General features: G+C 59.1%; 9 protein-coding genes and 1 tRNA gene. 4 read left to right on the forward strand and 6 right to left on the reverse strand.

The window, feature by feature from the left end; translation table 11 throughout:
• Nucleotides 1-47: 47 nt before the first annotated feature.
• Nucleotides 48-272 (forward strand): hypothetical protein, encoded by a 225-nt coding sequence (locus tag LOC68_RS25260; protein WP_230224185.1) that lies wholly within the window; start codon nucleotides 48-50, stop codon nucleotides 270-272.
• A gap of 129 nt (nucleotides 273-401) precedes the next feature.
• Complete coding sequence (locus LOC68_RS25265) at nucleotides 402-662, forward strand: DUF542 domain-containing protein (protein WP_230224187.1); 261 nt, start codon at nucleotides 402-404, stop codon at nucleotides 660-662.
• A 185-nt stretch (nucleotides 663-847) separates the two neighbouring features.
• Here the strand turns inward: LOC68_RS25265 and LOC68_RS25270 are convergent, their stop codons facing one another.
• The 5 genes from LOC68_RS25270 to LOC68_RS25290 all read right to left on the reverse strand — a co-directional run bounded on the left by LOC68_RS25270 (nucleotide 848) and on the right by LOC68_RS25290 (nucleotide 9786).
• Nucleotides 848-3418 carry a c-type cytochrome gene (locus tag LOC68_RS25270; protein WP_230224189.1) on the reverse strand — a complete coding sequence of 857 codons (2571 nt, stop codon included), beginning with the start codon at nucleotides 3416-3418 and terminating at the stop codon, nucleotides 848-850.
• A gap of 722 nt (nucleotides 3419-4140) precedes the next feature.
• Nucleotides 4141-4599 (reverse strand): Imm30 family immunity protein, encoded by a 459-nt coding sequence (locus LOC68_RS25275; protein WP_230224191.1) that lies wholly within the window; start codon nucleotides 4597-4599, stop codon nucleotides 4141-4143.
• Nucleotides 4589-6139, reverse strand: coding sequence for a hypothetical protein (locus tag LOC68_RS25280; protein WP_230224192.1), 1551 nt, complete (start codon nucleotides 6137-6139; stop codon nucleotides 4589-4591). The genes LOC68_RS25275 and LOC68_RS25280 overlap by 11 nt, the downstream gene beginning before the upstream one ends.
• Nucleotides 6140-7667: 1528 nt before the next feature.
• Nucleotides 7668-7740, reverse strand: a tRNA-Lys gene (locus LOC68_RS25285).
• Nucleotides 7741-7833: 93 nt separating this feature from the next.
• Nucleotides 7834-9786, reverse strand: a complete 1953-nt coding sequence (locus tag LOC68_RS25290) for a sigma-54 interaction domain-containing protein (RefSeq protein WP_230224195.1) — start codon at nucleotides 9784-9786, stop codon at nucleotides 7834-7836.
• Between the two features lie 184 nt (nucleotides 9787-9970).
• Here LOC68_RS25290 and LOC68_RS25295 point away from each other — a divergent pair, with 184 nt between their 5' ends.
• On the forward strand, nucleotides 9971-10804 hold the full coding sequence (locus LOC68_RS25295) for an enoyl-ACP reductase FabI (RefSeq protein ID WP_230224197.1): 834 nt from the start codon (nucleotides 9971-9973) through the stop codon (nucleotides 10802-10804).
• A 104-nt stretch (nucleotides 10805-10908) separates the two neighbouring features.
• On the opposite strand, the gene LOC68_RS25300 is transcribed toward LOC68_RS25295, so the two are convergent.
• Complete coding sequence (locus LOC68_RS25300) at nucleotides 10909-11205, reverse strand: hypothetical protein (protein ID WP_230224204.1); 297 nt, start codon at nucleotides 11203-11205, stop codon at nucleotides 10909-10911.
• A gap of 382 nt (nucleotides 11206-11587) precedes the next feature.
• Here LOC68_RS25300 and LOC68_RS25305 point away from each other — a divergent pair, with 382 nt between their 5' ends.
• On the forward strand, nucleotides 11588-12037 hold the full coding sequence (locus tag LOC68_RS25305; protein ID WP_230224206.1) for a CBS domain-containing protein: 450 nt from the start codon (nucleotides 11588-11590) through the stop codon (nucleotides 12035-12037).
• Nucleotides 12038-12147 lie beyond the last annotated feature (110 nt).

A 12147-nucleotide genomic window follows, 5' to 3' on the forward strand; every position in this document is an offset into this window, starting at 1 on the left:
TCGGGGCGACGGCGCTCGTGCTGAACAAAAAAACGGAGTCATCGATCATGACGCAGCCTCGCTACGAGTCGCCGCAGCAACCGCATGTCTGTCCCAAATGCGGCTCCACGCGGATCGCCGACGTCCTCTACGGCCTCCCCGATTTTTCGGACGAGCTCCAGCAAGACCTGGACGCCGGCAAGATCGTCTTGGGAGGCTGCTGCGTTACGGGCGATGATCCGGTTTGGCGCTGCCGTGAATGCGGGCTAGAAATCTATAAGAAAACCAAGTGATCGAGTCGCCATCGTCCTGATATTAATTGGCGCTGAATGCGATCAGCGAAATGACGTTCGTTGCATCCAATCGCATTGATTCAGACGTGGCGCCCGTTCTCACCGAACGAGAATCCGGAAAATGGACTCATGGCGATGGAATCCCCTGAAGCGGACTGCGATCTCGACACCTCGGTTCCCGACTGGATCATCGACCACCCCGAAACGCTCTGTGTGTTTGAAGAGTTCGGCATCGACTACTCCTGTGGCGGGAAGTCGCTGGGATATGCCTGCGATCAGCAGGGCATTGATAAGCAGTTGGTGCTGACGGCGCTTCGGCAGAAGATCAGGACGTCGACAACGGCAAAGAGAGGCAAGGGAGACGGCGATTCTCCAGGCCAATCCCACTGATGCGACTGGCGTCCGCTCTTGAGGACGGAGACTTGAAAACGCCAAGACTCGCACGCCGGGCGGCGGAGAATCCCAAGTGGTACTGTATCGACTCGCAGGCCATTTTCGCGGACGACCAAGGCGACCAACAAAAGCGGACAGTCTTTCGACTGTCCGCTCGTTGATCTCCGGCTCGAAATCCCAGACTACTTCTGGAAGAAACCGTGCCCCGAATCGCCGCCGCTGATCAGGTAGGCGGTCAGGTCCAGAATCTCTTCTTTGGTCATCGACTTGAACAGCCCGGTCGGCATCGCTGAGATCTTGGAGACCGCCATCTCTTCGATGTCGTTGCGATTGATGTTGACCCGTTCGTTCGGGTCGGTCAGATCGGTGTTCAGCGTCATCGAGTCGCCGTTGAGATTGACGACCACGCCGGTGTGGAGCTTGCCGTCGGCGGTCAGCACTTTGATCGCCGAAAACTGATCGTTGATCACCTTGCTGGGGTTGATGACCTGATCCAAGAGGTCATGCGGCGAATAACGACGCCCGGCCGACGTCAAATCGGGACCGGTCATCCCCCCCTGATCGCCAAAGCGATGGCAGGCGTAGCAGCCTGCGGCGGCGAACATCTTGCGGCCGTTGGCGTAGTCGCGGCCTTTCAGCCCCGTCTTGGCGGCGTCTGAAAGTTCTTCGAGCGTCCACTCGGTCGTTTCCCGTCCGGCGAAGATCTCGCCGAGGTTCTCCAGCGCCGACTTCTTTTCGGCCTTCTTCGCCAGCAGCTCTTTCATGCTTTCTTTTTCGGCGTCGCTCAGCGAAGCGACGGCGTCGTCGCGAATGAACTCGATGAACTTGTCGAAGCTGGCGCCACCTTTGTAGTTGGCCGCTTTGAGGAACCACTCGATGTATTGCTTCCGCAGCTCCGGCGTCCAGCCAGCGGTCAAAAAGCGAATCGAACGGGCGTACTGCATCTGCTCTTCCTGGGCCGGCGCCGCGGCGATCAAAGCCATCGCCTTGGCGGCGACAGTCGGCGATTGCAGGTAGGCCAGCGTTTCGCAGAGCAGCCAATTCAGATCGGCCGATTGGGCCGGGAAGAGCGGATCGAGCTGGGCGATCAACTTGTCAACCATCGCTTGATCGGGGCGACCGAAGCGAACCAGGATGATCTGCTCGGTGCGAACCAAGGTCAGTTGCTCCGTCAAATTCAGCTTCGCCGCGTCGATCGCCGTGATGGCGCCCAGCAGCTTGTCGCGCATCGCCTCATCCACCGGGGGCGAATTCTTTTTGCGGTGTTGCGGATCGACGCCGGTCACGCGAGCCAAGGCCAACAGCGCCGTGACTTGTTTCGCCGGATCGGTTTCCGACAACGCCTTGGCCGCCCACGTATCGACCGGCTGATGTTCAATCGCGGTCTGCGCGGCGGCGCGAATGAAGCGATCTTCGTCCGCCAGGTGCGGCCACGCGGCGTCGATCGCCGCCGGATCTTGCTTACCATGGAACGCTTCCAGCGCGTGTCGCAGTTCGCGGGCTTCGTTGGCGGCGCTTTCCGGCTTCACCGGCGCGGTCGATTCGTCGCCGACATAGGTGACCCGGTACAGACCAGACTGCACGCGACGACCGCCGATCGTGAAGTACATCGCGCCGTCATGCGGGTTGATGATCGCGTCGGTGATCGGCAGCGGGGCGCCGGTCACAAATTCTTCTTTGGTCGCCGTATAGGACGAACCGCTCGGCGTCAGATGGACCGCATACAGCTTCCCCCAGCTCCAGTCGAGCGCGTACAACGCCTCTTGATACTTGGCCGGGAACTTCGCGCCGTAGCCGAACGTCATGCCGGTCGGCGAGCCTGGCCCGATGTCGAGGATCCCCGGCATATTGTCCGCGTAGAACGGCATCCGCTTGCCGGCGCCGTTGCGCCAGCCGAACTCGGCGCCGCTGGTGACGTGACAGATGCGGGTCGGACGATACCACGGGGTGTTGAAGTCGTATTCCATGTCGGCGTCGTAGGTGAACAGCTCGCCGTCATGATTGACTGCCGCGTCAAAGATGTTGCGAAAGCCGTTGGCGTACGCTTCAAACTTTTTGCCGTCGGGCGAAACGCGATAGATGATCCCCCCCGGCGCGAGGACGCCGCGGTTGTGCCCGCGACCGTCCGGCATGCTCGGCAACAGATGGTCTTCGCCCCAAACCTGACGGACCGGGGACGAATCGGCAAGTTCCGGCGCAATCGTGTTGTTGCCGGTCACCAGGTAAAACGCCTTGCCGTCCGGAGTCGGCAGCACCGCATGCACGCCGTGGTCGCTGCCGGAGTTCACTTCGTGCAGCAACTCCACCTTGTCCAGTTGATCGTCGCCGTTGCTGTCGGTGATGCGGTAGAGGCCAGACGGAATCTTCCGCTCGTAGTCGTTGACGCCCACATACAGCGAGTCGAACGCCCAGAGCATGCCGTTCACGCCGCGAATGTCGGCCGGCACTTTCTGCACATCGTCGGCGGTCAGCGTTTGGCCAGCCGCCGGCGGAGTGATCCGATACAGACCGCCGAACTGATCGCTCACCAGGATCCGCCCCTTGTCGTCGGTGCAGAGATTGACCCACGAGCCTTGGCTTTCGGCCGGGACCGAATAGAGGAGCTCCACCTTGAAGCCAGGGAGGGTCGTGATCAGGTCAATCGGCGTCGCGGTATTGCCGCTCGCCTTGGCGGCCGGCGATTTCGCGTCTGCGGCAAACGCAGCCGACACGGTCAAAGAGAACAGCAGCAGAGCAAACAAAGAGCGAGGCATGAGGCGTGATTCCTGAGGTTTGATGGAAGAGTTCGGCTTCGCGTTGTAGGTAGGGGAATTCCTATCGTAAACCGCCGACCGCCGAAGTTCCAGCATCCATGAGAGGGGAAATGGCGGGTGTCAGGCCAATTGAAAGGCCTGCGTTTCCTTACTTCGAGGGGCGGGACCGAGAAAACCGCCGCCAGGCCGCCTGACGCTCCTGGTGCCATGCTCTTACCGCGTCTTCGCGGAAAGAGCATGTCTTCGTCCTGAGGGTGCCATGGCCACGGCCTTGCGTGGCCATGAATGCGGCCGCCATTCGATTACGGGCCGCCTGACATCTACGTGATGAAGAAGTCACGTAGGCTGGGTCGAGACCCAGCAATTTCGACGTCGCGAACAGCAAGAGCTGGGTCTCGACCCAGCCTACGAAACTTTGTCCGAAGTTCGCTGCGAAGCGCGGCTCGGCGGCTTATTGAAGCACTACTATCGCCAAGCCGCGTAACGACCGACTTGCTTCCGCAATGCGCCGCATTCTGCTCGCGGTCCGCGTGCGCGCCGATAGCGTTGCAACCGCGTAGCGCATTGAATTAGCGGGCTTCCGCCGCACAATTCGTTGGGCCGCATTGTCAAAGAGCTTGTCGCGTCGCTCTCATTTTAGGGCAACTGCGTTGCGGACGACGTCAAGCGAACCGTGAATTTACTTTTGGCACAGGACGACGCGACCCGTGAACGGTTACGAATCACCCTAGCAAATCATGTTCGATATCCGGAGCAATTTTTCCCGCGTCTTTCAATTCCGTGCATATGTGATGAAAGTGCGATCTTGAGTTTTTGTCCAGCAATCGATGCATAGACTTAAGAAACAACCTTGCATCGAATCCTGAAGTGTTGTTGGAGGATGCCGCCAAGTGACGAGCCACCAGCAAGCTTGCCCAATTGGGGGACTTCAATGCCAGTTGCGAAAATGTCTTTGCAAATGCACGATAGAATTTATCCGGCACGGCTCTTTCCGAAACATGAATAATTCCATACATATTTCCGACGTCGTCGGAGCTATCATCGAGCAGCAAGAAAAGTTCCGAAAGCTCATCTTCACTAAGATTTGCTGAATAAAGTTCTGATAGCAGTTCATTCGCCTTATCTCGATCATCCGCAGCTAGAGACTCTGTTAATGCGGCTATAATCGGCTTAGAGTTCATTGATTGGCCTCACGACTTTAAGTGCATCTTGTACTCGGTCATCATTTCGCCAAAGAGCAATCCAGTCCTTGAGTGATTGTCGAGCTTGCGGACTATAAACACCATCTTCTTGAAGAATACGCCGCACGTCGCGTACGTCACGTCCAAGCGCTGTCCTGAATTGCTCCTCCATCAATTCTGGCGCTTTGTTCCTGTTTCCAAAGGTCCGTGTCCTGGCGTGACGTCCAGTGTTTGATGGATAGAAATGCTGTAACATGATTGCATAGCCATCGTCTCTCGAGATTCCGAACTTATCACGAATGTATTTCGAAGAGGGACCATGGTGCGGTGTGAGGTTGTCGCCAGGCACTCCTGGCGACAAATCGCCAAATCGTCCGACGATTAGTTCCCCCGGCTCAAGTTTGTTTTCGCTGATTGGGGCATCTTTTAGCCGTTTATTGGTCGCCTTAACAGCATCTGAAATTTGAGCAACAACATTCGCGCCGTTGGAACCCAACGTTACGGTGCGACGTGACGCATCCTGAAATTCCTCAGCAAATACCCCGACATACATCCGGGTGTACTGACCCGCCGAACTATTCCAGGCCCGTTTTATCCCAGCGCCGATGGCTACGGAAGCCCCTTCGCCCGCAACGCTGCCTACGGTATTAATCGCAAGCGATGTGGCGAGATCATTTCCATTATAGCCGACATCGTACGCCGTTTCGCCGCTGATCTCGATCGCCTGGCGGGTACCCCAAGTGAGGATCTGCATTCCCCATTTCCCCTTGGTGGCGATACCGCCGGTCGCGGTATTGATGGCGAAGTTTTTCCCAAACGAGCTAACTATGTTGGTTGCCGTCACCTTGGAGGGATCAAGGGAATAATTAATTCCCGTTTCGATGGCCGTTTCGGCGGCGGCGAACGCGCCCTGCGTTCCTACATAGGTCCCGACAGTACTGGCGCTGACGCCCGAAACGGTGGTGTAGGCGGACGACGTGAGCGCGCCGACGCTAAGGGAGCCAACCGAACTGACTCCCGCCGCTCCGGCGATTGCCAAGCCGCCGGCCGCGGCGCCGGCGACGCCGGCGGTACCTGCCGCGACGTAGAATCCGACTTCCAGGTCGGTATCCATCTCACCAGGGTTGGTGAGGTAGTGATAATATCCGCTTGCGAAACTTGGCGCGTTGCTGTCGCTTCCCTCGTAGGAATCGGTCGAAATGTCCAACAACTCCAACTGCCATTGGGGACTCTGGATGGATCGCGCCGACGGAAGTCCATTGACCCGTTCTACCAGACCAGTGCCGTAGGGAGACCAGAAATACGAATCGTTAAGCGCTTGAGAATAGATTGCGGTGATGCGCTCCAGTTCCGTGCGCTCCGCGTAGAACTTGTCGAAGGCCGAATTTGCCGCTTCTAACGCTTGGAGATATTGCTCCTTCGTGGAATCGTCCGAACTTTGCTCGACTTCCCGCAGATGTTTCGCCGCTGCCTGAGCGGCCTTCATTGCGGCGACGGTGACGTCGTATTGCTCTTGAACATCGTTGTAGTTTCCTGACAAGTTTCGTGCGGAAATTGACGGCAGGGTGGCACTGTCAGCCGACTCGAATCTTGGGTGCCACTGGCCAGAGCCAGTGTCTTCCTTGGAAGTGGTCAGAAGATTGGCGGTCTTGGGGAATTTGGACGTAACAGACTGGCACGTCAAGAAGAGCACTGGCTGAAGGTCAGTCGCACCCCAGAGGAGAAGGTCTGCCGGCGCCGTTCTGATGCGGCGTCAGTTGCGAGACCACGATTCGGAGCGTTACGTGCTCCCGCTCACCGTCTCATCTTTCTTCATTGACAAAGCGCACGCTTCCCTGCTCGATTACATCCACTTCGCGGGCATCTCTGCTCGGTAGCTTCGACTCTCGGCGGAGTCGGTTCGGGGCCAGGCTCGCTCGGGCGGTTGGGGCTTGGCTGGTTGGCGGCCGGTCGGCGGGTGAAAAAAGAAATGCTGGCGGTCCGGTGGGGATTGGGGCGGGGGAAGACATGCTTCAAGCCGGCGAAGACGCCGCAAGAGTGTGGCGCCAGGGGGCGAGGGGACGCCGCGAAAAAAAAGTGCGCGGTCCGGTCCAGTCCGGCTTGTGATCGGGGGCTGGTTGGTTGCTTGCGGCTGCTTTTCCCTCGCTCGCGCTTCGGGCTACTATTTCTCGGGGGCGGGGCGAAGACATGCTCTTCTCGCGAAGACGCGATAAGAGCATGGCGCCAGGCCGCGTAAGCATGGCGCCAGGGACGGCGCGAAAAAAAAATGCGCGAGTCCAGTCCACTGGTGGTTTGGGGGCGAAGGAACGTTGGCGGTTGAGTTCGTTTCCAGCTGAAAAAAAGTGCGTCAGCGGTCCAGTCCAGCGGCTCGAGCCAGACTGCGGCTTACCCAAATTGCCGCTTCGGGCCGTTGGGGTGGTCGAATCAAAAAAAGTTGCGGTCGAGTCCACTGTTGGTGCGGGCGCGAAGGAATTGCGACGCTGCCGTTCAGGCGATTCGCCGTGCAAAAAAAAGGGTCAGCGGTCCATCGTATTGAGCTTGGTTGATGCGTGGCGACGCGGATGGCGCTGCATCTTGTCGCTGCGCGACCCAACCAGTCTTGGGAGACTGGTCGGGCCACCCTCGGAAAAAAAAGATGCGCGGCGGTCCAGTCCGGTTGGTGATCGGGGGTTGGATGGTTGCTTGCGGGCGGTTTTCCCTCGCTGGGGCTTCGGGCTAGTATTGCGCGTGGGCGGGGTGAAGACATGCTCTTCTCGCGAAGACGCGATAAGAGCATGGCACCAGGCTCGCAGATCGTGGCGCGGGGCGGTGGTCCGCGGAGCGGACCCTACGAAGATGTGGGATGCGACGAAAAAAAATGGGCGAGGGTCCGGTCCTGTTTTTCGGACGGGCGGTTCGTTATTGGAGAATTCGGATTTGATTCGTCATTTGTGCTTCGACATTCGTCATTTCGCTTGCGGCCGCATTCCCTTGCTGGCGCGGCGGGCTAGTGAAGAGGTGGCGCCCGGCGGTTTAGGATCGGCGCATGAAAAAAGCTGACCTGTGGGGGCCAGCTGATTTTCGTGGAGTGCTCCCTGTTGGAGTCGAACCAACAACCTACTGATTAAGAGTCAGTTGCTCTGCCGATTGAGCTAAAGGAGCGTTTTCTTAGGAGACGCAGTTGCCTGTCGGCAGGTTCGCGTCCCCAGGAATTCCATAATGTAGCGTTAACATCGGATCTCACCAAGGAGGGCTTCAGTTTTCCTCGGCGAATTTTTCTCCGCTCCCGGAATTGTCGAGCATTTCGAGCTGTTTCATCTTCCGGTAGAGGTTCGAGCGGTGCATGCCGATCTTTTCGGCGGCGGCGCTGATGTTCCCCTGGGCCGCGTCGACGTGCTTTTGGATGTAACGTCTTTGAAATTCGGCGGTTGCGTCATTCAGGGGGATGTTCATCGGCGTGTTGTCGTGCGCGTCGAGCGAGTGGAACTGGAGCGACTCGGGCTGAATCACGTCGTCACTATGGAGGAATATGACGCGCTCCATCGTGTTGCGAAGTTCACGCACATTTCCGGGCCACGGATGGGCCAGCAAACGCCGCTCGGCCGCTTCGGCCAGGGTCGGCGTATGACGGCCGGTTTTGAGGGCGAAGTGGTGGAGAAAATGGTTGGCCAGGGTGACGATGTCCCCTCCCCGCTCACGCAGCGGCGGCAGTTCGATCGTCACCACATGGAGCCGAAAGAAGAGGTCCTCGCGGAATTTTTTCGCGCGGACCAGTTCTCCCAGGTCGCGGTTGGTGGCGGCGATGATCCGGACGTCGACCTGGATCTCGGTCGTCCCGCCGACGCGGGTGATCAGTTGATCTTCGAGCACGCGGAGGAGCTTCGATTGCCCGGCCAAGGTGAGGTCGCCGATTTCGTCGAGGAAGAGGGTGCCGCCGTCGGCGAGCTCGAACTTGCCGGGGCGCGTGGAGTCGGCGCCGGTGAAGGCGCCCTTCTCCGCCCCGAAGAGTTCGCTCTCGAGCAAGGTATCGGGAACGGCGGCGCAGTTGACCGCGACCAGCGGCTGCGCGCGGCGATCGCTGCGGAAGTGGATCGATTGGCTGACCACTTCTTTGCCGGTCCCGTTTTCGCCAAGCACGAGGACCGGCAAGTTCGATTCGGCGACGCGGCGGATCGTGCCGCGCAGCGTAGCGATCGCCGGGCAATCGCCGATCAGCTCCGCTTCGGCCGCGGCGGCGTCGGCCAGGCGATTGCGGCTGGCGAGGATCTTTTCGGTTTCCTGGGTGTTTTCGAGGGCGGCGGAAGCGTGCGACGCAAGTTCGGTCAGGCCGACTTCGTCTTCGGGGGTGAAATTGCCGACTCGCTTGTTGATCAGCTCGAACGCGCCGAAGATTCGCCCGCGTCGCCCGACCAGCGGGACGCAAAGGAGGTTGCGCGTATGAAAGGCGAGCGACTGATCGACCTGGCGGTTGATTTCGTCCTGCTGCAGTTCGTCGACGCGGCGCGGTTCGCCGGTTTGGACGACATGGCCGACGACGCCCCGGTCGTCCGGGACGCGGAGCTCGCCCCCTTCGATCCCGAGGGCCGGGCGACCGACGAGCGTCTTCTTCGGGCGATCCCAAAGGAAGATGCTGGCCCGCTCGGCGCCGAAGAGGTCGGCGGCCGCTTCGGCCATTTCGGTCAGCAGCGAATGCATGTCGCGGGTTTTCTGCCACGACTCGATGATGGTGAGGAGCTGCTCGAGCCGTTTCAGGCGAGCCTTCCGCGCGATGCGTTCGCGGATCAGCCCGACGCCGTAACCGAGCAGATGGGCGGTCATCGCGACGCGGGTTTGCAGGGAGCTGGCCTGCTGCGGCGTGGTGCGGACCGCCAAGATAAGATCGCCGGCGGTGGCGACGGTGATCCAGCCGTCGGCCAGGACCGGCTCGCGGGCATCGACGGCGGCGACCAATGCGGCAGTCGGCAGCGGATGACGGCGGCCCGCTTCGGCGAGGGTCGACCATTGGCCGAGGTTATTGCGAGCGGCGATCGCCAGGTAATCGGCCGAGCCGCGCTGGAAGATGGCGTCGAGGGCGGCGTGGAGGTATTTGTCGAGCCGGTCTTCGGCGGTCGCCAAAGCGACGACGCGCAGATGGGGGGCGCTGAGCAGATCGCGCGATTCGCCAAGGGCGAGCGCAGATTCGATTTCGTCGTAGAGGGCTCCGCCCATGCCGGGGTCTCCGTCACCGTCGTCAAAGGATAACGCCCCTATGTTATCAAATTGATTCGCGCTGGTCGCCAGGCGTATCAGGAAGTCCGCTTTTGACAGGGGCCGGAAACGGGTATTCTGGGCGATTATTACCACGGTTTACGAGCCGCAAGACATTTTGACGCTAGGCGGAGGAGATCTCGCAGTGCAACTATTCGAGGGGAAAAAAGGGCTGATCGTCGGCGTCGCCAACAATCACTCGATCGCGTGGGCGATTGCTGAACAAATCATGGCGGCCGGCGGCCAATGCGGATTTACGCACCTGCCGGACAAAGCGGATGACGATCGCAAGAAGAACCGACATCGCGTCGGCAAGCTGATCGAAGGAAACCCGAACGCGAAGTTCCTGGTTCCGCTCGACGTGCAGTCGAACGAGAACATCGCCGAAGTGATGGAAACGGCGAAGCAGGAATTCGGCGAAATCGACTTCCTGCTCCACTCGGTCGCGTTCGCCACGCTGGATGACCTGCGGGTGCCGACGGTCGAATGCAGCCGCGAAGGTTTCAAGCTGGCGATGGACATCAGCGCCTACAGCATGATCGCGCTGACCAACGCCGCGCGTCCGATCCTCAGCAAGAACAGCTCGGTCTGTGCGATGACCTACTTCGGCGGCGAGCGGATCGTGCCGGGCTACAACATGATGGGCGTCTGCAAAGCGGCCCTCGACTCGATCGTCAAATACCTGGCGTTCGACCTCGGCCCGGACGGCGTGCGCGTCAACGCAATCAGCGCCGGACCGCTGAAAACGCTGGCCAGCAGCGCGGTTGGCGCCAAGGGGATGACCGACCTGTACGCGGCGGTCTCGCCGATGGGAGACAACATCACCCACGAGCAAGTCGGCAAAGCGGGCTGCTACCTGCTGTCGGACATGTCGCAAGGGGTGACGGCCGAGATCCTGCATGTCGACGGCGGCTACAACCAGATGGGTAGCCCGGGCCGTTTGCTCGACATGATCGCGGAACAGGTCAAAGGGAAGTAACTTCCCCTGCTCTGACGAACCAAGAAATGAAAACGCCGAGCTGGAGATGTACCATCTCCAGCTCGGCGTTGTTTGTGATGCAATGCCAAGGAAATCGAAGGCGACTAGTTCGTCTTCGGCGTCCTGGTCTCGAGCCCTGGGAACCGTCCGCGGAGGAAGAGTCGTTCCCACCAGTTGGCGGCACGCAGGCGAGGATCGTCACGCTTGATGGCGTGGGTCTTGCCGCGTCGCGTCCGCACGACGATCGAGTCCTGGTCAATCTGCTCGATCACCCAGTACTTGTCGACGGCGTAGGTGTAGTACTCGCCCCGCGGTTCGGGGTCCCGATCATAAGCGCGAGGACCAGGATGAGTCGTGTGTTTGGTCTTACGATAGACCACCGGATCGCCCGGCTTAAACATAGTAGGTCTCCATTCCACACATAAAGCATGAGGGATCTTGCGCGCTACGCTCCAAACTACTTTGTTTCTTAATGTGCGTCAAATTCAACTGTAGGCGTCTTGGTTTGTTAAGGAAATGTTTAGAACGGATCGACGCTGCGACATGTCTCCGCTTGGGGGTATCAGGGCTCCTTTATGGGATTTTATCGGAAGGAATTATTCCAAAAGTCTGAAGAAAAAGATTGCAGTTTTTATGAAGAGGGGCTTAAAATGACCGCACTCCTCTCCAATCGAAGACTCTCCCCGCTCATCCAATCATTTTTCTCCTAGTTCATAGGGAAAGGGGACTGTGACGATGAATCTTCCGACTTCTGAAAGTCGAGCGCCGGTGGCACGCGACTTTATGGCGACCAAGCTAGTCACGCTTCGACCTGAAGATGACGCCTTGGACGCGATTCGTAAGCTTCTGCAATATCGGATCTCCGGCGCCCCGGTCGTTGACGACGCGGGGAACTATCTGGGGGTATTCTCAGAAAAGACGTCGATGAGCTTTTTGCTCGACGCGATGTACGAGCAGCTTCCGTCCAACGAAGTGCGGGCTTTCATGAACACCGATCCCAATCGGACGGTTGATGAAGAAGCCGACTTGCTCCAGTGCATCCAGATCTTCAAGAGCACCGAGTATCGTCGCTTGCCGGTTTTACGTGACGGTAAGTTGGTGGGGCAGATCAGCCGACGCGACGTGTTGAACGCCGCGGTCAAATTGGTTGATACCATCAAAGGCCGCCGCAACGGCAAGTTCGTGATGTATTTCAGTGCCATTCTGGATGTCGATCAGTCCCCGGTCGAATGATCGGGGACTGTTCCTCTCACTGAGCGTCGACCGGCGAAATTTGCATCTGCCGGGTCGAATTGCGATCGGCTATAATCTTCGCCAAAGCACGAAGCTGCACGCGCGAGGGT

It is taken from the genome of Blastopirellula sediminis (assembly GCF_020966755.1).
In the GTDB taxonomy this organism is placed as follows: domain Bacteria; phylum Planctomycetota; class Planctomycetia; order Pirellulales; family Pirellulaceae; genus Blastopirellula; species Blastopirellula sediminis.